The following is a 25,706-nucleotide window of genomic DNA, read 5'->3' as shown; positions in this document are numbered from 1 at the left end:
GCTTGAGGTCACTGGTGAAGATGAAAAGGAACCATGGAAGAAATTGTAGTTGGCATCGACGTAGGTACGACAAAAATTTGCACCCTGGTGGGGCGCGTGGAGGAGGACAACCCCATTCGCATCATGGGCGTGGGCATTGAGCCTTCGGATGGAATCCGCAAAGGCGTCATCGTTGACCTCGCCGCCGCGACGCAAGCCATTGCGCGGTCGGTGAAAAAGGCCGAATCGACCTCGGGGTTGGAGATCACCTCGGCGTTGGTGAGCATTGCCGGCGCGCACGTGTCGTCGGTGAACAGCCGCGGCGTATCAGCCGTCAATGGGAAGACGATCGAGCAATACGATCTTGATCACGCCATGGAGCAGGCGCGCGCGGTGGCGATCCCGAACGACCGCGAGATCATCCACGTGATCCAACGCGGATTTTCAGTGGACGGGCAGGATGGCATCCGCGCCCCGAAAGGGATGCACGGGTATCGCCTCGAAGTGGAAGCGCACATCATCACCGCCTCTGCCGCCACAGTGGATAACCTGCGCCATTGCGTGGGCGCAGGCGGCGTAAAGATTCAAGAGTTTGTGTTGAACCCGCTTGCCTCCGGTGAAGCCGTGCTCACCGAACAGGAACGGCAGATGGGGGTGGCGGTTTGCGACATCGGCGGCGGCACGGCGGATTTGGCGATCTACGTCAACGGCGATGTGTGGCATACGATGGTGCTCGCGGTTGGCGGCAATCACATCACCCAGGATATTGCGCATGGTCTGCGGTTGCCGTTTGCGCAAGCCGAGGACGTAAAGAAACAACAGGGTCATGCCGTTCGCGCCGAAGTGGGACTCGAGGAATATTTTTCCGTGCGCCCGTTTGGCGAGGATAAGTCCGTGCAGATCAACCGGCAGGAATTGGCGGAGATCATCGAAGCGCGCGTGTCGGAGACCTTTGGGTTGATCCTGCAAGAGATCAAACGATCGGGGTACGACGGTCTGTTACCGGCGGGCATGGTGTTGACTGGCGGCACATCGGCATTGCCGGGCATCAACCGCGTGGCAAGCGAAGTGTTGGGTATGCCGGTCCGCTCGGCGCAACCGGAGAATCTCTCCGGGCTGGTGGATCGGTTGAGGTCGCCGGCGTATTCCACCGGTGTGGGTTTGTTGCAATGGGCGCTTTCGATGCAGGATGAAGATACAAGCATTGGGCGCGACCGCCGCAGGAAAGGAGAATCACGCATGGGGTTTGGGTATATCAAGAAAATTGTCGGAAGGATTTTACCGTAGCGAGAGTATGTAGCCGCAGAGCGCGCAGAGTTCTCTGAGAAAAAATATAAACACTCGGTGTTTTCTGTGTTCTCTCCCGAAGACGATCGGGACGATGTGTGGCAAAGAATCGTTTCTCACCCTTAAAATTTATCGCTGCGGAATCAAAAGCAAGTATCATTCAACCAATGTTTGATGGAGGCTCAACATGGACTCGACCAATATGCAAGACAACCAGCAACAAGCAGAAGCATTCGCCCGCATTAAAGTGATCGGCGTGGGCGGCGGCGGATCGAATGCCGTCAACCGCATGATCGACGAAGGGATTCAAGGCGTTGAATTCATCATTGCGAATACCGACGCGCAAGCGTTGAAGAATGCGAAAGCGCCCACGCGCGTGCGACTTGGCGATAAGTTGACGCGCGGCCTTGGCGCGGGCGGCGACCCGGAAGTGGGACGCAAAGCCGCGGAAGAATCGGCTGATGAGTTATACAAGGTGATGCAAGGCGCGGATATGGTGTTCGTCACCGCGGGTATGGGCGGCGGCACCGGCACCGGCGCGGCGCCGGTTGTGGCGCAAATTGCCAAAGAAAGCGGCGCGCTCACCATCGGCGTTGTGACGCGCCCGTTCACATTCGAAGGCGGGCGTCGTTTATCGTCGGCTGAAGCGGGCATCGGCAAGTTCAAGGAACATGCCGATACCTTGATCGCGATCCCCAACGATCGCTTATTGCAGATCGCCGACAAACGCGCTTCCCTCCAAGACGCCTTCCGCCTCGCGGACGATGTGTTGCATCAAGGCATTCAGGGCATCTCTGAATTGATCACCATCCCCGGTCTCATCAACCTCGATTTTGCCGACGTGCGCGCGATCATGTCCGAAGGCGGCGCCGCTCTCATGGCGGTTGGAACCGGCACAGGCGACGAGCGCGCGAAGAAAGCCGCCGAGGATGCGATCTCATCCAAACTGCTCGACATCACGATCGACGGCGCGCGCGGCGTGCTGTTCAACGTCACCGGCGGTCCGAATATGACTCTCTTCGAGGTGAATCAAGCCGCGGCGATCATCCGCGAAACGGCTCACCCCGATGTGAACATGATCTTCGGCGCGGTCATCGATCCGAACCTGGGCGACGACATCCGCATCACTGTGATCGCGACCGGCTTCGAACGCAATGCGATGCCGCGCCGCGCGCTCGAACGCAACACGCGCGAGAACAAGCGGACGGAGCCGGCGGCGTTCTCACGCCCGCTTGAATCGGTCTCGGTTCATGCCGACGTGCAGGCTGGTGAGGCGAAGTCGGCTCCTCTGCCCCCCGTCAACAAAGACGATCTCGACATCCCGACCTTTTTGCGGAATCGAAGATAAAAAAACGTTAGACCTCACAGGTTTTTAAAACCTGTGAGGTCTCGATGAAAAATTCGGTCAAGTCCACCTCCTTTGCCGGAGCGGTTCTGGCGTGCCTGGGCGAGGCACGTCCGAATCGCTCTGTGTGTTTAAGTTCACTCACTGCGAAGAGCGCGAAGATCGTAAAGAAAAACTTTAACTCTTCGCGCCCTTTGCGCTCTTGGCGGTTTAAAAAATGGGGATGTGCTAAAATACGGTTGAATGAAAGCCAAAATTCCACAACCTGTTCACGAATCATACAAACGCCATCGCAAAGAATTGACGTGGCAGATTCTCCTGCCTGTGATACTGAGCGCGCTTCTTTTTGTCGCGTTGATCGTGCTGATCAACATCGCCACCTTCAACCAAGGCGGCGACGTGGGTCGCTGGGCGGCGATCTCCACGATCTGGATCGTGATCCCGGTCATGGTCGCAGGCGTGGTGTTGCTCGCGTTGCTTGTCGCGCTGGTCTACTTGATGAAGCGGTTGCTGGGAATCACGCCCACCTACACCGGTCTCGCGCAAGATTACGTCCATCTCGCCGCGAGTTACATCAAACGCGGAACGGAGATGGCGGTCAAGCCCGTGCTGTTCCTCGATGGCATCGGCGCGAGCATCAAGGCATTTTTTGGAAGGAAATAATTAAAGAGACCTCACAGGTCTACGAGACCTGTGAGGTCTTTCTGGAGAAAAATATGAACAAAAGCAAAACTCTCTTCACCGGCGCGCTCATCGGCGCGTTTGCCGGTCTCATCGCCGCGTTGCTCCTCAACCGCCGCGCGGAGAAGAACGAAAGCGAAACCGCCCTGACCGCCGGCGAGGGATTGAAACTCGGCATGCTCGTGTTCGGTCTCTTGCGGGCGATCTCAAGTCTGGGGGATGAGAAGTAGGGAAAATGAAAATCTACAAATATTGGACTGCTGAAACCTATAAGACTCTCTATGGTCGTGAGCAAGTTGAATTTATTTGTTATGGCGGTTCCAATATTTCAGTGGAGGATGCGAAGATCCAAGCGGACCAAAAAGCGGAACGCATTAAACTCAAAATCGCCGGTAAACGCTATAAACTTGAAACTTATGAGGTGGAAATTCGGGAGGAATTACTTCAAGAAATCGACCCGAATAATTTAATCACGCGTAATCGTTACGGGGCAAAAGTTTTGAACAGTGCCAGGATGCTGATCCTCGATATCGACAAGCCGAAACCTGCTGGGTTGATGAACCTCTTCAAAAAGAAGGATTCCCGACCGCCCAAAGATCAAATTTTCGATATGGTTAGAACGCTGGCGGCAACGAAATACGCGCAATATGCATTTCGTATCTATGAAACATATCAAGGCGCAAGGGTGATTGTTTTGGGGGATGATTTTGAGCCGACCAGCTCATTGACCAAAGCCATGATGAACGAGTTCAATTGCGATTCTTTGTATACAACCTTATGTTTGAAGCAGAGGTGTTTTCGAGCCCGCCTTACACCGAAACCATCGCGTATGAACATACCTCGTTATAAGGTAACCTATCCGCGTATGGGGGATGATTCGGAATTTCAACGCTGGTTAAGCGAATATGAAAGCGCGAGCCGAAGTTTCAGCGTGTGCAAACTGGTCGAGCAGGTGGGCGCGTCTCATTCCCTGCCTGAGGCAGTGCGCTTGCACGATGATGTTACGGGGATTTTGTATCCACAGAAGTTGGCATAGCTCGACAATGGACGATTGACCATAGACCATCTTCCATCATCTATCGTCCATCGTCCATCGTCTATCGTCTATCGTCCATCGTCTATCGTCTATCGTCCATCGCCTATCGTCATTCGCTTTTGATCCTCCCCTTCAACTCCTCCGCCTTGAACGGACCTTGATCCGCGATCAACGCGCGGGCTTCGCCAAGTTTTTTCCACACATTCCACAACAACACGCCGCGCACGCGTCCATCGGCAAGATAATAGATCACGCCTTTTTTGAAAGGCTCATTCCAGTCGGCGACAGTTTCCATTTCACTGTTCATCTCGCCCACCGCTTCGTATCCAAGATCGAATAGATCCGAATAGAACATTGGGATATGGTTGTATGTCTCGCCTGCGCCTGCCATGTTCCTGCCCGCCAGTTTGCCCATCGCTACGGCATTATCTTCGTGCTCCAAGCGGGCGCGTTTTTCCAATGCGGTGTGGAAGAAGTTGACCGCGTCGCCCGCCGCGTACACATCGGGCGCGGACGTTTGCAGATTTTCATTCACGACGATTCCGTTCTCGACGTTCAGACCAGCCTCCTGCGCAAGCGACACGTTCGGGCGGATTCCGATTCCCGCCACGACGCCGTCTGCTTCAATGGCGCGGCCGCTTCCCGTCTGGACGGTGAGGCGGTCTCCGTCCATTTGAATGCTCGCCACTGAATCGTTTGCGATCACGTCCACGCCTTTTTCACGATAATACTCGTTGAGGCGCTGTGCGAGGTCGCTGGGGAAAACGCGCCCGCCGATGGCGTCTTCGAGGAAGATCATCGTCACTTGTTTGCCGACCATCGTGAGCGCGGCGGCGATCTCCGAGCCGATGAACCCGCCGCCGATGACAACGAAGCGATTCTTTTCATCCGCCATTTTGCGCAAACGCTGATAATCTTGAAGATCGCGGAAGTAGGAGATATCGACCAAGCCGAACGGCAAACGGATCGGCGAGCCGCCGGTGGCGATTAATAACTTATCGTAGGTATATTCGCCTCCCTTGTTGTCGTTGACTATTTTTTTCGTTGTGTCAAGCCCGGTGACGGTGCGCCCCAGCAATAATTCGGCGCGCTCTTCGGTCTTGCGCCAGATCTTTTCGAGAGGTCGCCCCTTCCATAATCCCTTTGAAAGATTCGGGCGCATGTATGGAGCGTCGGGCTCCGCGCTGATGAGTCCGATTGAACCGTCCGCGTCCAATTCGCGGATCCCGCGCGTTGCCGCGTCGCCAGCTATGCCGCCGCCGATAATCAAGTATTTGTAGTGTTTCATGGTTACCCTTTCGTCAAGTTGAAGTGATCAATCTTCCATATTGACGAAACGACAACCTAATCTCTTCCCTCTCCCGCGAACGGACGAAAAATTTCCATCCAATTTTCAGCGTTGCCCAGCGCATCCCAGCCGAATTGTTTGTATAACCCGTGCGCGTCGCGTGTGGCGAGAGTCCAGCGGCGCAGACCTTGCAGATCAGGGTGGCTGTGGACAGTTTCCATCAACCACTTGCCAAGTCCGCGCGCGCGGTACTCTTCGTGGATGAACACATCGCAGAGATACGCGAAGATCGCGTAATCCGTGACGACGCGCGCGAGACCAATTTGTTTTTCGCCGTCATATAAGCCGAACACCAATGAATTTTCCAACGCGCGTTCTGTCCGTTCGCGCGGACGTCCCTTTGCCCAGTAGGCGCGTGCGAGAAATTCGCAGATGGCATCTACATCGAGGCGTGAATGATCGGTGCTGATCGTGAATTGTCCGCGATGCGCCTCAACTATTTTCTGCATGGCGTAAGTTTATCATGGGTGATAGTATCTCTATCATGTCATTGCGAGGGCGGTGTTCCTCCGCCCGAAGCAATCCCCAATACATTGCAGGAGATTGCTTCGCGGAGTTTATCCTGAGCCTGCCGAAGGGCTCGCAATGACATACAAGGAGACTCATGCTCAAACCCATTCGTTGGAATACTTTTATACGCGACTTCTTTGTCATTCAAATCGGATTTCTGCTTTACGGACTCGCGCTCGCGCTGGTCATTCGCGCGAACCTCGGCACGACCACCTGGCTGGTCTTCGAGATCGCGCTGGCAGACATTTTCAGAATCACCATCGGCAGGATGACCGTCTTCGTTGGGTTCGCGGTGTTGATCCTCGCGCTGGTATTGCGCGAAAAAGTAGGCTGGGGCACGTTGGGGAATATCCTCAGCATCGGTCCGTGGCTCGATCTGTGCTTGTGGTTGATTCCCTCAGTCACTGGAAATTTATTTTTGCAAATTGTTTTCTTCTTCGCAGGCATTCTCGTGCAGGGAATCGCAACCGCCGTCTACATCGGCGTGGACGCGGGCGCGGGTCCGCGTGACAGCATGATGCTGGCGATCCATCGCGTCACTGGAGTCAGTATCCGCCTCGCGCGCGGGGTGCTCGAAGTGATCGTTGTGTTGATCGGTTGGGTGTTGGGAGGTCCGCTGGGGTTCGGGACGGTGGTCTTCGCGCTGTTGATCGGTCCCTCGGTGCAGTGGGCGTTCAAGTTGTTCAACGTCAAGCCGCATCAACCCGAAGTTGAAGTTATTGAAGCCACCGCAGATTAATTCTTTTACCGCGAAGCACGCTAAGTCCGCAAAGTTTTAAAAGGTTTTCTTGGCGCCCTTCGCGCGCTTAGCGGTGATTATTTTGTGTTCACGCATTCAGCAATGCGTTTGACACCCTCTTCGATCTTGTCTGCTTCGTACATCACGAAGCACAACCGCATGTAATTTTTCAACCCGCCACTGCTAGAGAATAATGCGCCTTGACGAAAATCCACGTTGAACGCGCCTGCTCCTTTGCGAAGCGCGCCGACGTCTATGCCTTCGGGGAATTTCAGCCAGAAGAAATATCCGCCGTGCGGGACTTCGTATTTCGCTTGGGGAATATGACGACGCAACGCTTCGTCCATCACTTGAATTTGACTCAGATAAATTTGCTTTAGCCTCGCGATATTGTTTCCCAACCCGCCTGATTCGATCATCCCGCGCAGAATCGCGGATGTGAACGGATTCAACCCGCCGCCGCTGTCCATGAGTCCGCTATTGGCGAAACGGTGGATGATGTCTGCGTGCGCTTGCATCCAGCCGAGGCGCAGACCGGGGGCGAGGATCTTCGAGAACGATCCCAGCGAGATGACGTGCCTCGAGTCCACGAATGCGCCGAAAGGTTTGGGCGGCTGTTGCGAGTAATTCAATAATTGATACACCTCGTCGGCGACGATGAGGAAGTTATGTTTCTCCGCGAGTCGCACGATCTCTTCGCGGCGTCCCTGCGGGAGGGTGTAGCCTGTCGGGTTTTGAAAGGTCGGGATGAGGTAGAGAAATTTCGGCGCGGCCGAGGCAAGCGTCCCTGCGAGAGAAGCGGGGACGAGTCCGTTTTCGTCGGTCTCGACGGGAATGACGTTCAATCCGTGATCGGCAAAAATCCGCAGCGCCAAAAAATAAGACGGCTCTTCGACGAGAATCGTGTCGCCGGGCTTCGTAAAAAATGTGCAGACCAAGTCAAGCGCGTTCGAGATGCCCGTTGTGACGAACAGGTTATCGGCGTTCACCGAAAAGCCGTAGCCACCGCCGAGAAATTCCGCCAACGCCGCGCGGAAATGCCCATTGCCCTGTTCAGTTCCATATTGCAAAATAGAACTGTCGCTGTGCGCCAACGCCTGTTGCGCGGATTCGCGGATCATATCGAGCGGCAACAACGAAAGCGGCGGGTTGCCCAACCCGAGGTCAATAACATCGGGCGGGATAGAAGTTTGGATGATAGAGAAAGGATTCATAGCCGCAAGTATAATTGGGTTTGTTATAATCTCCTCCAACCCAATCTCAGGAGAACGCTTCATGCCACAAAAGAAGGGTTCGGATCAACTTCCCCTCAAGAAAGAAGAGATTATCAAGGATTACCGCCTCGCCTATCAGAGCAGGCAGGCTTCGCTCATCGGGCGGCGCGAGGTGTTGAGCGGCAAGGCAAAGTTCGGCATTTTTGGGGACGGCAAAGAGATCATCAACATCGCCATTGCGCGGCACTTCCGCAAGGGAGATTGGCGCTCAGGCTACTACCGCGACCAGACCTGGATGTTCATGCTTAACGTCATGAGCATCCAGGAATTTTTTGCCCAGTTGTACGCCCACGCGGATGTGGAGCACGAATCCAACACGGGCGGACGTTCGATGAACGCGCATTTCGCCAACCGCTTTATCAACGCGGACGGTTCTTGGAAAAACCAGACCGAGTTATACAACACTGCGGCAGACGTGTCACCCACTGGCACGCAGATGCCGCGGGCGGTCGGGCTGGCGTACGCATCGGTTTTGTATCGCGGCATTGATGAACTCAAACAATTCACTCAGTTTTCGCGCAACGGAAATGAAGTGGCATGGGCAAGCATCGGCAACGCGTCTGCCGCGGAGGGGATGTTTTGGGAAACGGTCAACGCGATTGGCGTGTTGAAAGCGCCCGCCATCATCACGATCTACGACGACGGTTATGGCATCTCGGTGCCGAACGAATATCAAATGACCAAGGGCAATGTGGGCGACCTGCTCGAAGGCTTTCAACGAAACTCCGAATCAAAAAACGGATACGACCTCTACCGCGTCAAGGCGTGGGATTATCCCGCATTGATCGAAACATTTCGCGTCGCGTCGGAAACCGCGCGGGAGGAACACGTCCCTGCGTTGGTGCATGTCACCGAGGTCACACAACCGCAAGGTCACAGCACGAGCGGCTCGCATGAGCGATATAAATCTGCCGAACGGTTGAAGTTCGAAGAGGAATTCGACGGCGTCCACAAAATGAAAACGTGGATGATCGAAAAGAAGATCGCAACCGAAACAGAATTCAAGCAATGGGAAAGCGAAGATTACGCGATCGTCGAAAATATTCGCAAGATCGCATGGGATTCGTTCCTCAACCCGATCCTCGAGGAGCGCGGACAAGTGATGGATATGCTCGATGAGATCGCGGGCAGTTCGAGTCATGCCGATGCGTTGAGTCGGCTCAGAGAGCGGCTGGCAAATCTCCCGTCGGTGGCGAGGCGGGATGTCCACAGCGCGGCGCATGAAGCCTTGCGAATCCTGCGCGACGAGGCGAATCCATCCAAGCAGGTTTTAATCCAATGGAAAAATGAACAGGATGCGATCAACGAGACGCGCTACGGTTCGCATCTGTACGACGGGACGGCTGGTTCGGTTGCGGAGATCAAGCCCGCCTATTCGGCATCGTCGCCCACGATGATGGGGTTTGAAGTGATCAACGCCGCGTTCGATTCGATTCTGGAACGCGACCCGCGCGTGATCGCGTTCGGCGAGGACGTTGGTTTTCTTGGCGATGTGAATCAAGGTTTCAAGGGGATGCAGGAAAAATATGGCGCGCTGCGCGTGAGCGATACGGGCATCCGCGAAGCGACGATCATGGGGCAGGCGATCGGCTTGGCGATGCGCGGACTGCGACCCATTTGTGAAATTCAATATCTCGATTACATTTTGTATGCGCTGCAAATCATGTCGGATGATCTGGCGACACTGCATTGGCGCACGGCGGGAGGACAAGCCGCGCCTGTGATTGTTCGCACGCGCGGACATCGTTTGGAGGGCGTGTGGCATTCGGGTTCGTTGATGGCGGGATTGATTAATCTCCTGCATGGCATGAATGTGTTGGTACCGCGCGATATGACTCGCGCCGCAGGTTTTTACAACACGCTGTTGAAATCGAATGAGCCTGCTGTGGTCGTTGAGGTGTTGAACGGCTATCGCGTGAAAGAACGATTGCCCGATAACATCGGCGAGTTCACTGTCCCGCTCGGCGTGCCTGAGGTGATTCGTGAAGGAAGTGATCTCACGCTCGTCACATACGGCGCGTGTTGCCGCATTGCGCTCGACGCGGCGGACAAGTTATCCAAAGCAGGCATTGAAGTTGAGGTCGTGGATGTGCAGTCGCTGTTGCCATTCGATGTTCACGGAAAGATCGTTGATTCGTTGAAGAAAACCAACCGCGTGTTGTTCTTGGACGAAGATGTGCCAGGCGGAACGTCCGCGTATATGATGCAGGAAGTGATCGAGAAGCAAGGCGGGTATTTCCATTTGGATTCGCCCGCTCGCACGTTGAGCGGCAAGGCGCATCGTCCCGCGTATGGTTCAGATGGCGATTATTGGAGTAAACCGAATGCGGAGACGATCTTTGATGCTGTTTATGAGATGATGAATGAGGTTGATCCAGGGAAGTATCCAGTGATTAAGTGAACGGTTATCAGTGGGCAGTTATCAGTGAGCAGTTATCAGTGAGCAGTTATCAGTAAACAGTAAACAGTGAACAGTGAACAGTGAACAGTGAACAGTGAACAGTAATCAGTGTAAATGGAGGTTGAGATGAGCGGATTGAAACATGCGGAGAGTTTTCGTGATTTGATCGTGTATCAGAAATGCCGAGCATTGGCAAAAGAGATCAAGGTACTCACGCAGTCGTTTCCGAACGATGAGAAGTTTTCGCTCACTGATCAGGTCCGCCGTTCATCGCGTTCGATCGGGGCGAACATCGCGGAATCATGGGCGAAGCGGCGTTACGAAAAACATTTCATCAGCAAACTGACCGACTCCGATGGCGAGCAGATGGAAACCCAACATTGGATAGGAACGGCAATGGATTGTGATTATATTGACCAAAAGACAAACGACCAGTTGGTCGCAAAATGCCTTGAAATCGGACGAATGCTGAATGGCATGATGGACAAAGCCGATATGTTCTGCGGTGAACCTCCGCGAGGTGTGCGCGAAGAAGCCGCTGTCTATTTCACAGAATCTGACGATGAAGACACCGATGACTGATCACCGATTACTGATCACTTGTAACTGGAGAAAAAATGGCAACTAAAGTACTTGTCCCACTACTCGGCGAAGGCGTTGAGGAAGTTACTGTCATCAAATGGCTGAAAAAGGAAGGCGACTCGGTCAAGGAGTTGGAGCCGCTTCTTGAGGTGAACACCGACAAAGTGGACACCGAAATCCCCGCGCCCGCGTCTGGGACGGTGTTGAAGATCATGGCGGAGGAGGGACTCCCTGCGAAGGTGGGGGCGGTGTTGGCGTTCATTGGGAAGGAGGGGGAGTCGGTGGAAAGTGGAGGAGTGGAAAGTGCGCCGCAAGTGAAGGCAAAAGTGAGCAGTGACCAGTCATCAGTTTCGCAACCTGTTACGCAGTCCGCAGTACGCGGTACGGATTTAGGCTTTATCTCTCCTGTTGTGGCGAAAATTGCCGCAGAGCATGGGGTGAATTTACAGAACGTGGCTGGGACGGGATTGAATGGGAGGATCACGAAAAACGATGTGCTGGCGTTTGTAGAAAGTGGAAAGTCGAAAGTCACAGGTCAACCTGTCAACCTTCAACCTGCAACCTTGAAACCCATAGAAGGCGACCAACTCATCAAGCACTCTCCCATACGCAAGTCCATCGCGGAACATATGGTGATGTCGAAACACACGTCGCCGCATGTGTTGACGGTGATGGAAGCGGACATGAGCCGCGTGTCGAAGCATCGCTCAGCCAACAAGGAAATGTTCTCGCGCGATGGAGTCAACCTCACCTTCACCGCGTACTTCATGACGGCGATCGTTGCGGGGTTGAAGAGTTATCCCATCGTCAACTCGTCGTGGTCGGATGAAGGCGTGCTGGTGCACAAGGCGGTCAATCTCGGCATGGCAACGTCGTTGGGAGAGGAAGGATTGATCGTGCCTGTGATCAAGAACGCTGATAATTTGTCCCTGCTGGCGATGGCGCGTTCGGTCAATGACCTGGCGAATCGAGCCCGCGCGAAGAAACTGCAAACAGACGAGGTGAAGGGCGGAACGTTCACGCTGACCAATCACGGCACTGGCGAATCATTATTCGCGTTTCCTGTGATCAACCAGCCGCAATGCGGAATCCTTGGCGTCGGCGCGATGCAGAAGCGCGTGGTAGTTATTGATGACGCGATTGCCATCCGCCCGATGGTGTATTTATCGTTCGTATTCGATCATCGGATTTTAGATGGCGCGTCGGCGGATCACTTTTTGATGAAGGTGAAGGAGACTCTCGAAAATTGGAGTTGAGGGGAAAGAGAGACTGGAGATTAGAGACTAGAGATTTTAGAGAAATAGAGAATTGGAGAATTGGGTTTATGAGCGAACACAAAGATCATGCGAGTGTGAAGATTCATCCGCCTGTGTTGTTGGTGATTCATATTTTCATTGCTTGGTTGCTGGGAAGGTTTATCGCTTTACCGATTGTCATTTCGCCGTTATTTAAAAACATCGGTTTGGCATTGGCGGGCGTCGGTTTCCTGCTTGGGTTGTCGGCATTATTTGCCTTCACGCAAGCGCGGACAACGGTCAATCCGCATGGGTCGGTGAGGGCAGTCGTTTCAAGCGGAGTGTATCGCTTCACGCGCAATCCGATCTACCTCGGCATGGTGTTCATGCTGATCGGCTTTCCGCTCGCGTTTGGGAATGTGTGGGGGATTCCGCTTGCGGCTGTGTTCATTCCGCTGATGAACAATCTGGTGATTCGACACGAAGAGACTTATCTGGAGAAAAAGTTTGGGGAGGCGTACACAGGCTACAAGTTCCGTGTGAGGCGGTGGGTGTAAATCCAAAAGACGGCGGCAAACCGTCTTTTATTTTTATCCTTGACATAGAATATACGTTCTATTATTATCGGGCAAAGGAAACGAACATGCCTAAAAGCAAAATTGAAGTCCTACCGTTAACGATGAAAAGATGGGATGATATGGTCTCTGTGTTTGGCGAGCATGGCGGGTATGCGGGATGCTGGTGCATGTTCTGGCGGCTGGATCGTTCGGATTTCAAAAAATTACGCGGCGGGGGAACAAGAGAAATCCTTCGTCAGATGACTGAAAAGAAACAGGAACCTGGGTTGATTACCTATGTGAATGGCAAGCCTGCTGGCTGGTGTTCGGTAGGTCCGCGTGAAAATTATCTGGCGCTCGAAAATTCTCGCATTCTCAAACGCGTGGACGAGAAGCCTGTCTGGTCCATCGTTTGCTTTTTTGTGGATAAATCCGTTCGCAAGCAGGGCTTGATGGCTGAGATGTTGCGCGGCGCGGTGGCATATGCAAAAAAGCATGGCGCAAAGATCGTCGAGGGCTATCCGATTGACATGCAAACCGAAAAACTGGCTGGGCAAAAACTAAACAGTTATGCGGGCTATATGGGAATTGCCTCCGCCTTCCGCGAGGTTGGGTTTGTGGAAGCGGGTCGCGCTTCTGAAACGCAATTGATCATGCGTTACAAAATCAAATAGGAGAATCACATGTCCATCCAAAAATCTGAAATCCAACTTGATGTGAACGGAAAGAAAGTCAACGCGTATCTCGCCGCGCCAGACAATGGCGGACCTAGCGTTCTCCTTCTCCACGCATGGTGGGGACTCAAACCGTTCTTCAAAGAGACGTGTGACCGACTCGCCGAGCAGGGGTTTACCGTGCTCGCGCCCGACTTGCGAGATGGTCAAATTGCGAAGACGATCGAGGAAGCCAAAGCGTTAATGGAAAAAAGCGACGGTCAACTCGTCGGCGATACGGTGATGGCGGCAAAGGATCATTTGCGCGGATTGACAAACGGCAAGATCGGCGTGGTTGGTTTTTCAATGGGCGGAGCATGGGCGTTGATCACTGCCGCGTACAAACCCGAACAAATTGCGGCTGTTGTCCTCTTCTACGGCAACGAAGGCATCGAGTATGGAAAGGTCACCGCCAAAGTGATGGGGCATTACAGCGACAACGACGAGTGGGAGCCGAACGAGTATGTGGAGAATACCTTCGCGGAGTTTAAAAAGGCAGGCGTGGACGCGACGCTTCACATCTACCCCGGGGTTGCCCACTGGTTCGTCGAGTCTGATCGCCCCGAATACGACTCCGCTTCCGCGCAGTTGGCGTGGGAACGGACGTTTGAGTTTCTGAAGCAGAACGTGAAATAAAAAGAGGAATTAGACTCAATCCAAAAAAACGGGACGCTGATTCACGCAGAAAACGTAGATTTTTCCTTTTTGAGTCAGCGTAATCAGCGTTGTCTGCGTCCAAAAGATTTTTGCCCTGTTACGTATAAAATCTATTCCCTATTTTGTGAATACGTATCGAGCAGGTCGTCATACTTCCCGGTGTTCATTTCCCAAATAGTTCTCAGTCTCTCCCAAGACCATAGATCTCCGCTGATGACGATTTTCAATTTGTCGTAATATCGCGCCAACGCAGGGTCGCTGATTTGATTCAGCCCGGTTTGCAGGGTTTCAATGTATCCATCCACCGGTCGGCGGGTGAAATGACCAATGCGCGGATTGGATTCGTCGTTTTTTATTCTTGCAAGCAGGGGGTCGTATAATGCCCAACTATCCACAATGTGGACATTGGGTCCCGCATAGTAGCCGACCATCCCAGCCGCTGTCACCACTCCCAGAGCAGGAACGGCAGGAATCCAATGAACAATGTCTGTACGCCTTTCCAATTGCGATGGCGCGAGATGAATTCATAGGCAAGCGCCGGCGCAAAAAACAGGAAGGAATCCATGCGATTCAAGGTTCCAAGCCCGGCAAGGCATGCCAGCGTCAGAAATCTCCGTCCGTCCGATGGTGTATCTTTCGTTCGTGTTCGACCATCGCATTTTAGATGGCGCTTCGGCGGATCACTTTTTGATGAAGGTGAAAGAAACGTTGGAAGAGTGGAGTTAGAACGAGGCAGGCAACTTTATTCCGCGTGAGGCGCCGATTGTTCCATCGTCGCCACGGGAAACGTAAAGTGAAATGTTGCGCCCCGGCCTGAATCGCTTTCGATCCAGATGTTGCCCCCGTGCCCTTGCACTGCGAGGCGGCAGAAGGCAAGTCCAATTCCAAGCCCGGGCTTGTTCGAGCCGCGCATGCGCGTGAATTTATCGAAAACGCGTTCCTGTTCCGCCGGCGGAATGCCGGGGCCGGTATCCCTTACCCACAGATGGACCCAACTGTCTTCGTGTAGCGCGCCAACCTGTATCTCGCCTTCGGTGGGGGTGAACTTGCTCGAATTTTCCACGAGGTTGATCAACACGCGCCGCGCCATATCCTCATCCACCCAAATGGACGGGAGGGAGGCGGGCAGGAGAGATTCGAGCTTCTGCCGGCGTCCATCCGCCACAGGTTGCATATCCACCACCGCCTGCTGGATGAGCGTCAGCGCATCCACAGGTTTTTGGTTGACCACAGGTTGACCCGACTCGAGGCGGTTCACGTCCAACAGCGAGTTGACGAGGCGTTGGATGCGCTCGGTGGAATTCTCGGCGATCTTGATGATAGCAAGCACAGTCTCGCGGTCTTTCTCCGGCACCATTGTGTACAAAATATCGAGGCTCGAAGAAATGTTCGCCAGCGGTGAGCGCAGGTCGTGATAGATCATCGAGGTAAGATCGCCGCGCAAACCATCCAATTCCTTGCGCTGGGTAATGTCGCGCAGGATCCACTGGATGGCGTCCGCTTCCTCGAACTCGATGCGCCGCGCGTGGACTTCGATGGGCACGTGCGCGTCATCCTCCCTGCTCAAGGATGATTCGTACGTGCACATGCGGTTCTCGCGCAGGGTTTCGAATTCCATCCCTGTTTTGTTCCAGTTCACCTCGTGAAGTTGGTCGATGCTCAGCGCGCGCAGAGTCTCGTCTGTGTAGCCGCTCAACAACACCGCCTGGCGGTTGGCTTCGAGCATCTTCCCTTCCCAATCGGTGATGACCATCGGATCGATGCTGTCTTCGAATAGCTCGCGGTAACGCTGGTGCGCGGCTTGCAGTTTCTCGAACAATTGCGCGTTCTGGATCGCCGACCCCGCCAAGCCGCCGATGCCCGCCATCACGAGCAACGCGTCGGGGTCGAAGGATTTCGCAACGGGGTTGACCGCCACAAGAACGCCGATCACACGCCCCTGCGAATGAATCGGAGCGACGAGCAGGGCGCGCATGTCGATGCCGCCGAATCGGTCTTCGTTGTGGAAATCCTTTTCATGGGCGAGATCGTTTGCCACCACGCCGCGCCCATCGCGCGCCGCATGACCCACAATGCCCACGCCCAGTGGAATTTGCCTGCCGAGGATCAATCCCGCGTTCTGCCCGGTTGCGGCGCGAAAGACAACGTGCTCGTCCTCGATCATGCCGAGCGCGGCGGTTTCCACCTGCAACGCTTGGATCGACTGGATGAGGATGCGTTTATGCAGATCTTCCATGCGAAGCGAAACGTTCATCGACGACGCGCCTTCGGCGAGGGCGGTCATCACGCGCGCCTGTCGCTGACTTTCGGTGTATAAGCGCGCGTTCAAAATGGCAATCCCTGCCTGGTCCGCAATGGCTTGCATCAGGTCGAGTTGTTCGGTGGTAAAAGCGTTGGGCGAAGTATGCACCAACGTGAGAACCCCCACTAATTTTTCGCGCGCCTGCAACGGCACGCAGATGGCAGATTTCACCCCGGTCTTATTCAGCGTATCGTCGGGGCGCATTAACCAGCGCTCGTCTTTGCTGGTATCGGGAACATACACGCCGCGCTTGTTGCGGATCACCCAGCCCGCCAGCCCGCGTTCCATCGTATCGCGCAATTGCTGGGTGGTATGCTCGTGGACTTGCGAACCGTACACAATGGTCGCGTCTACGGCTTTGCCTGAGTCGTCCAATACAACCACACTGCACCGTTCGCCGCCCACGTTCTGGATGGCTTCGTATAACACGCGCTGTAATACCGTGCGCAAATCGAGCGCGGTCGCCAACTCGCGGCTGACGTTGTAAAGCAGTTCAAGAAGAGCGCGCGTGCGATCTTGTTCGTTTTTCGACATACGTGTTGCCAAAGTATAGCACAATCCCTTACGGTACAATTGCCCCATGTCTCTCGACCTCGCGCGTATCCAAGCCCTCTGCTTCGATGTGGATGGCACCCTCAGCGACACCGATGATCTGTATAAGGAAAAAGTCCGGCGCTTCTTTCCCCAATTTCTATTTGGCAACCCCGACCATGCGGCGCGGCGCTTTGTGATGTGGGCGGAGGCGCCCGGCAACGCTCTGCTTGGGTTCGCCGACACGTTCGGCATCGACGATGCAATGGTGGCGGTCATCGATTGGATGTCGCGGCATCGGCGGCAGACTGCGAAAAAGTTTCTGCTTGTGCCCGGTGTGAACGAGATGCTGGCGCAACTCAAAGGGAAATATCCGATGTCGGTGGTCAGTGCGCGCGACGAAAAGGGGACGATGCGCTTTCTCGAGCAATTCGATCTCGTGAAATATTTCGACGCAATCGTGACGGGGCTTTCAGCCGAACACACAAAGCCTTACCCGGATCCCATTCTGCTTGCGGCAAAAAAAATGGGCGTGAAGCCTGAGGAATGCTTGATGATCGGCGATACCACCGTAGATATGCGCGCCGGCAAATCGGCGGGGGCGCAGACGGCGGGCGTGTTGTGCGGCTTTGGGGAAAAAGAGGAGTTGTTGCGCTTCGGCGCGGATGTGATCCTGGAAACGACAAGCGAACTTGCAAACAAATTAATTCAACTTACTTAACTCCGTAGCGCGAGACTGCGAAGCGTCTCGCGCTTCAGGCTGTTCTTGCGCAAGAGCGCATATTGCAGGTTAACAATTAAACTGAGCAATAACCCACAGACCCCGAAGGGGTCAAATGATTATAGTATTGAAGGATGTGTCAACACATTCAACCCCGAAGGGGTGTCAGAGGCTGCAAATTTATGTCATCTGTCGCCACGGCGCCACGCGACGCCTTCGGGGTTAGTGAAATTTTCGTCCAAGGCTAGAATCAGATCACCCCTTCGGGGTTTATCTCTTCATAATTGATTTCATTCGTAGCGCGACAACTTCACTCCATACCAGCATAGCCAACATAAAAATATAAAACGCCGCGCCTTTGAGCCAAAAGGTGGGAAGCGCCAGCGCAACCGTGATCCACGTGTAAGCGGATAAATTTTTCCAGCGCGAATCTTTTTGAAACGCAAAGCCAAGCAGGATCATCGCGGGCATGAGGGTGAGACCGAGGAGGACGAACGAGAGGTCATGCAAACGTCCGTGCCAGGTGGCGGGCGTGGAGCGCATCGTCGGGTCGGTGGTGAACGCGAGACCGGCGAGGGCAAGCCCGGCGAGAGTCAACGCGAGGGTGGCGGGATCGGTCAACGATGTGCGAGGCAGGCTGAGGCGGAGTCCGGAAGCGAAGACCGCCAGCATGAATCCGCTGAGGAGGAAAGTCGCGGTCATGATCCAGCCGAAGTCGCCGAGCGCGAGTCCGCTGGGCCAATCGAAGGTGGGAGCGTGAATCGGATGCCAGCCGATGGAAAGGAGAAAGTCGAATTTGAGGATGGTGAGGAGGGTAACAACCGTTGCGAAAAGAATCGGGCCGATCATGCCGACGCGCGCGGCGCGTTTGATCATCGCGTGAGGTACACCGCGAGAAGCGCAATCAGCCCGGGCAAGGCTTGAATATAGAGGATCGTTTTGCGCGTGGTGAGTCCGCCGTAGATGCCCGCAATGACGACGCAAGCTAAGAAGAAAATTTTGACCGAGGCGTTGCCGTCGAGCAGACCCCAGATCAAGCCTGCCGCGAGGAAGCCGTTATACAATCCTTGATTCGCGGCGAGTGAGGCGGAGGCTTTGGAATATTCGGGAGTCATCTTGAATGTTTTTCTGCCGAAGGGATGATCCCAGAAGAACATTTCGAGCGCGAGAAAACCGAGGTGCAACACGGCAACGAGAGCGACAAGAAGATTGGCGGCGAGGTTCATGAAAACTCCTTTTTGTGGTTGATGCGATTATACAGCACGGCTGTTCTCCCTTATAATCGGAAGTATGGCATACACATCCATTCTTGTTGAAACTCGCGGGCGCGTTGGGCTGGTCACGTTGAATCGTCCGCAGGCCTTGAACGCGTTGAACCACGCGCTGATGACCGAACTGATGGATGCGTTGGACGCCTTCGATAAAAACGAGGCGATCGGCGCGATGGTGATTACGGGTAGCGAGAAAGCCTTCGCCGCCGGGGCGGATATCAAAGAGATGGCGGATAAATCTGCCATGCAAATGACGCGCGAGGATCATATCGCCGTGTTTGGAAGGATTCGCGCGATCCGCAGGCCGGTGATCGCGGCGGTGTCGGGCTGGGCGCTGGGAGGCGGATTCGAGCTTGCGCTTTCGTGCGACATGATCGTCGCTTCGGATACCGCCAAGTTTGGTTTGCCTGAGATCACCCTGGGCGTTATCCCCGGGGCGGGGGGCACGCAACGACTCGTCCGCGTGGTGGGGAAAGCCCTCGCCATGGAAATGATCCTCAATGACCGCAAGATCAACGCGCAGGAAGCGCTTCATTTCGGATTGGTGAATCGAGTCGCGCCTGTGAGCGATTATCTCAACGACGCGTTGAAACTCGCCGAGGAGATCGCCGCGCGCGCGCCGTTGGCTGTCCGCGCGGCAAAGCAGGCGATCAGTTACTCGTATGAATCGTTCCTCAAGGATGGGCTTGCCGAGGAAAAACAGATTTTTTACAACTTGTTCAATTCAGAAGATCAAAAGGAAGGCATGAGCGCCTTCGCGGAGAAACGCAACCCGCAATGGAAGGGGAAATGAAATGGTGGACTATATCGAACTGAAAAATCTGTTTCAAGACCTGAACATTCCGGCGGAGAAACCGGTGATCGCGCACGCTTCACTCAAGCCGTTCGGGTATATTCAAGACGGCGCGGATGCGATTTTGCGCGCCCTGATGGGGACGTTCAATACCATCGTCATGCCCACGTTCACATATTATTCGATGGTTACGCCGCCGAACGGACCGCCCAATAATGGCATGATCTATGGCAAGCCCGATATCCCCAATGAAATGTCCACCACGTTCACGCCCAGCCTGCGCGCCGACCCGATGATGGGTATATTGTCCGAAGCGTTGCGCAATCATCAAGAGGCAAAACGATCGTCGCATCCCATTCTTTCGTTTGCAGGCATTCATGCCGACGAGATCCTGAACACTCAATTGCGCGACGATCCGCTGGCGCCGGTCGGCGCGTTGATGGAGCGCGATGGTTGGGTCATCCTCATCAATGAAAACCACGCCTCCAACACGAGCATCCACTACGCGGAGAAACTTGCAGGGCGAAAGCAGTTCATCCGCTGGGCGTTGGTCGGCGATCGCACAGTGGAATGTCACAACTATCCCGGCGATTCGGGCGGGTTCGGCGCCATCGCGTCACACCTCAAAGAGGACACGGTCCGCGTGGAGTTGGATAAGTCCTTTGTGGAAGCCATACCGATCAAGCGTGTTATCGATGTGGCGATGGCTTTAATTAAAAACGATCCGCTCGCCTTGTTGTGCGAGCGGGATGATTGTTTGATGTGTAACGCCGTGCGGGGAAAATACGCTATGGGGTGAAATCACAATTCGCTGATCGAATGAACCCATTTCAATTTCAGGTCTTTGCGACAACGGTTGGCGAGCCGCTCGTCTGCCGTCCAAAAGTCAGCAACCAGTTTTTCAGCCAACGCCATATAAAAAGCATCATACGCTTTCGATTGACCAAGTTTGCCAGCCCATTCGAGCGCGCGCAGGCTGAGCTCTTCGTCTTCATCCATGATTTCAAAGCGCAAGGCGTGGATGTCTCGCAAGGCTTGTTCTGCATCTTCCGAAGACATTTCTTTTATGACCACCCGCTGACGGATTGCCGTTGCGGTTTCGCTCAGCCACAAACGCGGCGCGCACGGGGTAATTTGTTCACGATCAACACGATCCCAGAATTGCGAAAGGCTGTCGGTCATCCTCGTGATCGTATTGACGGCGATGTTAGCGTCCACGACCCAGTAGTTCATTCACCCTCTCCTCTCGCGCTTGTTCCAAGAGTTTGACTGAATCGGTAAGCGGCTTTCCCTTGCGGCGTTTCAAAATACGCGCGCTCAATTCGCGGGCGCGCTCTAAGGCAAGCGCGCGCTCCTTGCGCGCATCAGTGTCTTCGCGCAAACCCGCAGTGACATATTCCCGCACCAGATCGCTCACACTGCGATGCTTTTGCGCGGCGAGACGTTCCAACGCTTCGCGCTGGCGTCGTTCCAACAAAAGATTCACTCGTTGCAAGTTTTGCATTCTGGCTCCTTCCCCGCATTATACACACCCACATGCGCATACGTCAAACCGCCCTACTGAAACGTGATCTCCTCCACGCGCCAGCTTTCTTCGCCGATCAACTTCTTGAGGCGGTCGAGCATTTCTGGGCAGACGCGCGTGGTGTCGTTGGGGAAGTCAATCAAGTGACCTGACCCGTTCTCGAAAATCTGAAAACTGAATCGGTCGCGCCCGTGGAATGAGATCAGCGTGCCATAGATGGTTTTGATCCTGCGTCGGTCGCGTTCCTTGTCGCCCGTCGAGCGCAGCATCACCGTGACTTGCTTCGGCGGATGTTTCTGGTCTTCCTCTTTGACCAGCGTGGTGTAAATGGATTTGAGGGATGTGACAACCGCTTCGCGCGCCGCGTCATCTTGGTCGCCCGTCTCATCTTGACTCTCAACTTGAGCAGTCATCGCTTCGACGCGCGGCGGCGTGACTTCATCACTCTTCTTGAACTTCGGCTCAGGCTTGGACGCAATCGCGCCCTCTTCGAATGAGGGCTGCCATTCATTGTCCCAGCCATCGGGGAAGTTATCGGGTGGCGGAGGTTCGCTGTAGAGCGAGATACTATCTCGCCCTACTTCATAAGCAGGCGTGGATTCGGCAACTTGAGGAACCATCACTGGAGGCGGCGTCTGCTTTTGTTGCGCCATCGGCTTCGGTTGCGTGGACTTGATGTTGAGCGGCGTGACAGGAGTCGGCTTGGGTTGTGGAGTCGCTTGCGAGGGCGAAGCAGGCTGACCCTGAGAGAGAGGCGGCTTCGCGCTGAGCGGAGACGAAGCGTCATCCAATGATTCGAGAATCTTGATCTCCGTCCGCACCGCATCCACTAAAATTTTTGGCGGCGTGGAGTTTCCATCCACTTTGCCTTCGACGATCACGATCTGACCAACGGTGAGTTGCTCGCGCGTTTTCTCCCACGTGCGCGGGAAGAGCACGAGTTCGATGTTGCCTTGAATATCTTCGAGCGTGACGAAACCCATCGGCTTGTTGGTCTTGGTCATGTACGGGCGGACGTTGGTGATGAGACCCGCCACGCGGACTTTTTCTTCGTGCGAGGCTTCGCCGAGTTGACCCGAAAAATAACTGACGATCTGCGCGAACGTTTTTTGATACGGCGTGAGCGGATGATCGGAAATATATAAGCCGATGAGTTCGCGCTCCCAGTTGAGCATCTCGCGTTTATCAACATTATTGACTTCGGGCAATGTGATTTCCTCGACGACGCCCGTTGTTGTGCCGAAGAGACTCATCTGCCCCGCATCTGCCGCGCGGAAGTGCGCATTGCTGATCGAAACGATTCGATCGAGCGAGGCGAGCAACGCGGCGCGGTTGCCGAACGCGTCCATCGAACCGACTTTGATGAGACATTCGAGGGCGCGTTTTCCAACCGCGCGAAGATCGACGCGCCGCGCAAACTCGTTGAGGTCTTTGAACGTCCCGTTTTGGTCGCGCTCTTTGAGAATTAATTCGACCGCGCCTTGCCCCACATTTTTTACCGCGCCTAACCCGAAACGGATGCTGGGTTTTTCTTGCCCTGAACTCGTTGAAGGGTTTTCAATTTCAAAATCCCAGCCCGAAGCATTGATGTCAATCGGCAGAACCGGCACACCCATGCTCTTCGCGTCTGAAATATAGAAGGCGACTTTCTCGGTCTGTCCCGCAGACGCCGAAAGCAACGCGGTCATGTATTCGGTTGGATAATTGGCTTTGAGATAGGCGGTCTGCACGGCGATGACGCCGTAGTCTGCCGCATGAGATTTGTTGAATCCATAACGCGCAAACTCTTCCCAATCGCTGTAAATGGATTCGGCAACGCTTTGTTCCATCCCCTGCTTCACCGCGCCCGTGACAAATTTGTTGCGATGTTTATCAATATCTTGTTTGATCTTCTTCGAGATCGCTTTGCGCAATTCATCCGATTCAGATGGCGTGTATCCCGCGAGTTCGACGGCGGCACGCATCAATTGTTCTTGATAAACGGGGATTCCGAATGTATCTTGGAAGATTGGTTGCAATGAGGGGTGACGATATTCCACGTCCGCTTCGCCGTGCATACGCGCGATGTAATCGGGGATGAACGCCATCGGACCTGGGCGATACAACGCGACCATGGCGATGATGTTGTCCAGCGTCTTCGGCTTCATCTGGACGATCCAGCGCGTCATGCCGCCGCCTTCCACTTGGAACAAGCCAGCGGTCTGCCCCGCGCCCATGATCTCAAACGATTTCGGATCGTCGAGCGGAATGTTGTTCAAATCCAATTTCACGCCGTGACGTTTCTCGATCAAATCGCACGCCTTCGCCATGACGCTCAACGTGATAAGCCCGAGGAAGTCCACTTTCAACATACCGAGCGAATCGAGAATGCCCATCTCGAACTGCGTCACCGTTTTGATCGGCGTCTCTTCCGAGCCAGAGGTCGGGCGATGCAACGGCAGGTATTCGATCATCGGCTTATCAGAGATGACCACGCCCGCCGCGTGAGTCCCTGCGTTGCGCACGGTCCCTTCCATGCGGGCGGCGGTGTCAATCAATTCACGCAGATGCGGTTGTTCGTTATAGATCTTTTTGAAATCGGGGATCGCGAGCGCGTCTTCCATTGTGGTGTTGCGACCCGAAACGAACGGCACAAGTTTTGCAACACGATCCACTTCAGGCAATGGGATGTCCATCACACGCGCCACGTCGCGCAACGCGGCTTTCGTTCCCATCGTCCCAAACGTGATGATCTGCGCGACCTTATCGCTCCCATATTTGCGCGATGTGTATTCAAGCATTTCCGAGCGGCGGTCGTCACGAAAATCCAAATCAATATCGGGCATCGAGATGCGCCCAGGGTTCAAGAAGCGCTCGAACAGCAGATCATGTTGAAGCGGGTCAACGACCGTGATCTCCAACACATACGCGACGATCGAACCCGCGGCAGATCCGCGCGCGTTGTACCAAATCCCATTTTCACGCGCGTGACGACACAAATCCCAGACGATGAGGAAGTAGGCGTCGAATCCCATTTTGTTGACGACGCCCAACTCATACTCGATTCTCTCGCGGACTTTGGAACGTGTCGCCGACTCCCCATACCTTTTCCTCGCCCCGTCCTCGCAGAGGTGACGGAGATAACTTGCCACCGTAAACCCATCAGGGACGGGAAACTCGGGCAAGTGATAGCCCTTGAACGATAAGTCCACATTACAGCGTTCGGCGATGAGGAGCGTGTTACTCAACGACTCGGGCACCTCAGCAAAGAGTCGACTCATCTCCTCGGGCGTGCGGAGGTAGTATGAGTCGTCGCTCATGCGCATCCGCTCGGGGTCCGAAAGAAGCGACTGGGTTTGGATCGCCAGCATAATATCCTGCAAACGGGCGTCATCCTGATTGATGTAATGCACGTCGTTCGTCGCGATATAGTTCGCCGAATACTTCATCCCCATCTCGAGCAGTTTTTTGTTTAAGTCGGTGATCTCTTTGATGTTGTGCTGTTGCAGTTCGATGAAAAAGTTATCGCGCCCGAAGACGTCGTAATACCAATTCATCCGCTTGACGGCTTCCTCGTGATTCCCATCCAACAGCAAGCGCGGAATCTCAGCCGACATGCACCCCGACGTAGCAATGATTCCCTCGGAATGTTTGGCTAACAGGTCATGGTCAATGCGAGGATAGTAATAGAAGCCGTCGAGTTGCGCGGCGGAGGAAATCTTGAGCAGGTTTTTGTAACCTGTTTCATTTTCAGCGAGCAACAACAAGTGAGAGGAGGTTCTATCGAGTTTCGAATCGCGGTCTTGCATCGTCCGCGCCGCCATGTACGCTTCCACGCCGATGATCGGTTTGATCCCCTCGTTCGTCGCGGCTTTGTAAAAATCCATCACCCCGAACATCGTGCCGTGATCGGTGATCGCCACCGCAGGCATCTCCAACTCCTTCACGCGCTTGACGAGTTTCTTGATGTTCGAGAAGCCGTCGAGCAGGGAGTATTCGGTGTGAACGTGGAGGTGGGTGAAGGACATGAGAGCAGAGGATTGGAGGATTAGAGGACTAGAGAATTGGGGTTGAGGGTATTATAGCACGGGTGTTCGAGGACAGAAAGATAATTAGGGCAATCGCATTTGGATTTTTTGTCCGCTAATCCTCACGAATTCACGCTAACCTTTCTCGGAAAAATTCGCGCAGATTAGCGGATTCGAAGGCAAAACACCGTGTTTTGAGCCTCGAGATTTTC

The 25,706-nt window shown here is 54.4% G+C and carries 27 protein-coding genes; 16 read left to right on the top strand and 11 right to left on the bottom strand.

Annotated features, from left to right (window positions below; genetic code table 11):
- Window positions 1–33 precede the first annotated feature (33 nt).
- From ftsA to AC16KF_RS07800, 5 genes are all read left to right on the top strand, one after another.
- Window positions 34–1,266 (top strand): cell division protein FtsA, encoded by a 1,233-nt coding sequence (ftsA, locus tag AC16KF_RS07820; RefSeq protein WP_484036747.1) that lies wholly within the window; start codon window positions 34–36, stop codon window positions 1,264–1,266.
- Between the two features lie 202 nt (window positions 1,267–1,468).
- Window positions 1,469–2,614, top strand: coding sequence for a cell division protein FtsZ (ftsZ, locus tag AC16KF_RS07815; RefSeq protein ID WP_484036766.1), 1,146 nt, complete (start codon window positions 1,469–1,471; stop codon window positions 2,612–2,614).
- 240 nt (window positions 2,615–2,854) lie between these two features.
- Window positions 2,855–3,274: a hypothetical protein gene (locus AC16KF_RS07810; RefSeq protein ID WP_484036746.1), complete on the top strand. Its 420-nt coding sequence runs from the start codon at window positions 2,855–2,857 to the stop codon at window positions 3,272–3,274.
- A gap of 53 nt (window positions 3,275–3,327) precedes the next feature.
- The gene (locus AC16KF_RS07805; RefSeq protein ID WP_484036745.1) at window positions 3,328–3,522 is read left to right on the top strand and encodes a hypothetical protein; all 195 of its coding nucleotides are present in this window, start codon (window positions 3,328–3,330) and stop codon (window positions 3,520–3,522) included.
- A 5-nt stretch (window positions 3,523–3,527) separates the two neighbouring features.
- Window positions 3,528–4,328: a hypothetical protein gene (locus AC16KF_RS07800; protein ID WP_484036744.1), complete on the top strand. Its 801-nt coding sequence runs from the start codon at window positions 3,528–3,530 to the stop codon at window positions 4,326–4,328.
- Window positions 4,329–4,437: 109 nt separating this feature from the next.
- Here AC16KF_RS07800 and AC16KF_RS07795 read toward each other — a convergent pair whose 3' ends face one another.
- Window positions 4,438–5,616, bottom strand: coding sequence for an NAD(P)/FAD-dependent oxidoreductase (locus AC16KF_RS07795; RefSeq protein WP_484036743.1), 1,179 nt, complete (start codon window positions 5,614–5,616; stop codon window positions 4,438–4,440).
- 56 nt (window positions 5,617–5,672) lie between these two features.
- Window positions 5,673–6,125, bottom strand: a complete 453-nt coding sequence (locus tag AC16KF_RS07790) for a GNAT family N-acetyltransferase (protein WP_484036742.1) — start codon at window positions 6,123–6,125, stop codon at window positions 5,673–5,675.
- A 155-nt stretch (window positions 6,126–6,280) separates the two neighbouring features.
- On the opposite strand from AC16KF_RS07790, the gene AC16KF_RS07785 reads away from it, so the two are divergent.
- Entirely contained in the window at window positions 6,281–6,925 is a 645-nt protein-coding gene (locus tag AC16KF_RS07785; RefSeq protein ID WP_484036741.1) for a YczE/YyaS/YitT family protein, read from the top strand.
- 77 nt (window positions 6,926–7,002) lie between these two features.
- Here the strand turns inward: AC16KF_RS07785 and AC16KF_RS07780 are convergent, their stop codons facing one another.
- Window positions 7,003–8,139 (bottom strand): aminotransferase-like domain-containing protein, encoded by a 1,137-nt coding sequence (locus tag AC16KF_RS07780; RefSeq protein WP_484036740.1) that lies wholly within the window; start codon window positions 8,137–8,139, stop codon window positions 7,003–7,005.
- Between the two features lie 61 nt (window positions 8,140–8,200).
- Between AC16KF_RS07780 and AC16KF_RS07775 the strand changes: the two genes are divergently transcribed.
- From AC16KF_RS07775 to AC16KF_RS07750, 6 genes are all read left to right on the top strand, one after another.
- The gene (locus AC16KF_RS07775) at window positions 8,201–10,600 is read left to right on the top strand and encodes an alpha-ketoacid dehydrogenase subunit alpha/beta (protein ID WP_484036739.1); all 2,400 of its coding nucleotides are present in this window, start codon (window positions 8,201–8,203) and stop codon (window positions 10,598–10,600) included.
- 126 nt (window positions 10,601–10,726) lie between these two features.
- Window positions 10,727–11,182, top strand: coding sequence for a four helix bundle protein (locus AC16KF_RS07770; protein ID WP_484036738.1), 456 nt, complete (start codon window positions 10,727–10,729; stop codon window positions 11,180–11,182).
- A 35-nt stretch (window positions 11,183–11,217) separates the two neighbouring features.
- On the top strand, window positions 11,218–12,438 hold the full coding sequence (locus AC16KF_RS07765; RefSeq protein ID WP_484036737.1) for a dihydrolipoamide acetyltransferase family protein: 1,221 nt from the start codon (window positions 11,218–11,220) through the stop codon (window positions 12,436–12,438).
- A 68-nt stretch (window positions 12,439–12,506) separates the two neighbouring features.
- Window positions 12,507–12,974, top strand: coding sequence for a methyltransferase family protein (locus AC16KF_RS07760; RefSeq protein ID WP_484036736.1), 468 nt, complete (start codon window positions 12,507–12,509; stop codon window positions 12,972–12,974).
- Window positions 12,975–13,060: 86 nt separating this feature from the next.
- Entirely contained in the window at window positions 13,061–13,648 is a 588-nt protein-coding gene (locus AC16KF_RS07755; RefSeq protein WP_484036735.1) for a GNAT family N-acetyltransferase, read from the top strand.
- Window positions 13,649–13,657: 9 nt separating this feature from the next.
- Window positions 13,658–14,323 carry a dienelactone hydrolase family protein gene (locus tag AC16KF_RS07750; protein WP_484036734.1) on the top strand — a complete coding sequence of 222 codons (666 nt, stop codon included), beginning with the start codon at window positions 13,658–13,660 and terminating at the stop codon, window positions 14,321–14,323.
- Window positions 14,324–14,454: 131 nt separating this feature from the next.
- Here the strand turns inward: AC16KF_RS07750 and AC16KF_RS07745 are convergent, their stop codons facing one another.
- Both AC16KF_RS07745 and AC16KF_RS07740 read right to left on the bottom strand, forming a co-directional pair.
- Window positions 14,455–14,775 carry a hypothetical protein gene (locus AC16KF_RS07745; protein WP_484036733.1) on the bottom strand — a complete coding sequence of 107 codons (321 nt, stop codon included), beginning with the start codon at window positions 14,773–14,775 and terminating at the stop codon, window positions 14,455–14,457.
- 11 nt (window positions 14,776–14,786) lie between these two features.
- Window positions 14,787–14,909: a hypothetical protein gene (locus tag AC16KF_RS07740; RefSeq protein WP_484036732.1), complete on the bottom strand. Its 123-nt coding sequence runs from the start codon at window positions 14,907–14,909 to the stop codon at window positions 14,787–14,789.
- A 29-nt stretch (window positions 14,910–14,938) separates the two neighbouring features.
- Between AC16KF_RS07740 and AC16KF_RS07735 the strand changes: the two genes are divergently transcribed.
- Complete coding sequence (locus AC16KF_RS07735) at window positions 14,939–15,070, top strand: 2-oxo acid dehydrogenase subunit E2 (RefSeq protein ID WP_484036731.1); 132 nt, start codon at window positions 14,939–14,941, stop codon at window positions 15,068–15,070.
- Window positions 15,071–15,086: 16 nt separating this feature from the next.
- Here AC16KF_RS07735 and AC16KF_RS07730 read toward each other — a convergent pair whose 3' ends face one another.
- On the bottom strand, window positions 15,087–17,180 hold the full coding sequence (locus AC16KF_RS07730) for a GAF domain-containing sensor histidine kinase (RefSeq protein WP_484036730.1): 2,094 nt from the start codon (window positions 17,178–17,180) through the stop codon (window positions 15,087–15,089).
- A gap of 46 nt (window positions 17,181–17,226) precedes the next feature.
- On the opposite strand from AC16KF_RS07730, the gene AC16KF_RS07725 reads away from it, so the two are divergent.
- Window positions 17,227–17,898, top strand: coding sequence for an HAD family hydrolase (locus AC16KF_RS07725; protein WP_484036729.1), 672 nt, complete (start codon window positions 17,227–17,229; stop codon window positions 17,896–17,898).
- Between the two features lie 270 nt (window positions 17,899–18,168).
- On the opposite strand, the gene AC16KF_RS07720 is transcribed toward AC16KF_RS07725, so the two are convergent.
- Window positions 18,169–18,774, bottom strand: a complete 606-nt coding sequence (locus AC16KF_RS07720) for a DUF998 domain-containing protein (RefSeq protein ID WP_484036728.1) — start codon at window positions 18,772–18,774, stop codon at window positions 18,169–18,171.
- Window positions 18,771–19,124: a DUF1304 domain-containing protein gene (locus AC16KF_RS07715; RefSeq protein ID WP_484036727.1), complete on the bottom strand. Its 354-nt coding sequence runs from the start codon at window positions 19,122–19,124 to the stop codon at window positions 18,771–18,773. The genes AC16KF_RS07720 and AC16KF_RS07715 overlap by 4 nt, the downstream gene beginning before the upstream one ends.
- A gap of 64 nt (window positions 19,125–19,188) precedes the next feature.
- Here AC16KF_RS07715 and AC16KF_RS07710 point away from each other — a divergent pair, with 64 nt between their 5' ends.
- Together AC16KF_RS07710 and AC16KF_RS07705 are read left to right on the top strand one after the other, a co-directional pair.
- Entirely contained in the window at window positions 19,189–19,962 is a 774-nt protein-coding gene (locus AC16KF_RS07710) for an enoyl-CoA hydratase-related protein (protein WP_484036726.1), read from the top strand.
- Window position 19,963: 1 nt separating this feature from the next.
- Window positions 19,964–20,761 carry an AAC(3) family N-acetyltransferase gene (locus AC16KF_RS07705; protein ID WP_484036725.1) on the top strand — a complete coding sequence of 266 codons (798 nt, stop codon included), beginning with the start codon at window positions 19,964–19,966 and terminating at the stop codon, window positions 20,759–20,761.
- A 2-nt stretch (window positions 20,762–20,763) separates the two neighbouring features.
- On the opposite strand, the gene AC16KF_RS07700 is transcribed toward AC16KF_RS07705, so the two are convergent.
- The 3 genes from AC16KF_RS07700 to AC16KF_RS07690 are packed head-to-tail and all read right to left on the bottom strand — an operon-like array spanning window position 20,764 to window position 25,494.
- Complete coding sequence (locus tag AC16KF_RS07700) at window positions 20,764–21,195, bottom strand: type II toxin-antitoxin system VapC family toxin (RefSeq protein ID WP_484036724.1); 432 nt, start codon at window positions 21,193–21,195, stop codon at window positions 20,764–20,766.
- On the bottom strand, window positions 21,170–21,466 hold the full coding sequence (locus tag AC16KF_RS07695) for a hypothetical protein (RefSeq protein WP_484036723.1): 297 nt from the start codon (window positions 21,464–21,466) through the stop codon (window positions 21,170–21,172). The genes AC16KF_RS07700 and AC16KF_RS07695 overlap by 26 nt, the downstream gene beginning before the upstream one ends.
- A 53-nt stretch (window positions 21,467–21,519) precedes the next feature.
- The gene (locus tag AC16KF_RS07690; protein WP_484036722.1) at window positions 21,520–25,494 is read right to left on the bottom strand and encodes a DNA polymerase III subunit alpha; all 3,975 of its coding nucleotides are present in this window, start codon (window positions 25,492–25,494) and stop codon (window positions 21,520–21,522) included.
- Window positions 25,495–25,706 lie beyond the last annotated feature (212 nt).

The sequence above is a fragment of the Candidatus Defluviilinea gracilis genome (genome assembly GCF_057138825.1).
This window is presented reverse-complemented; position numbering and strand designations above follow the sequence as displayed.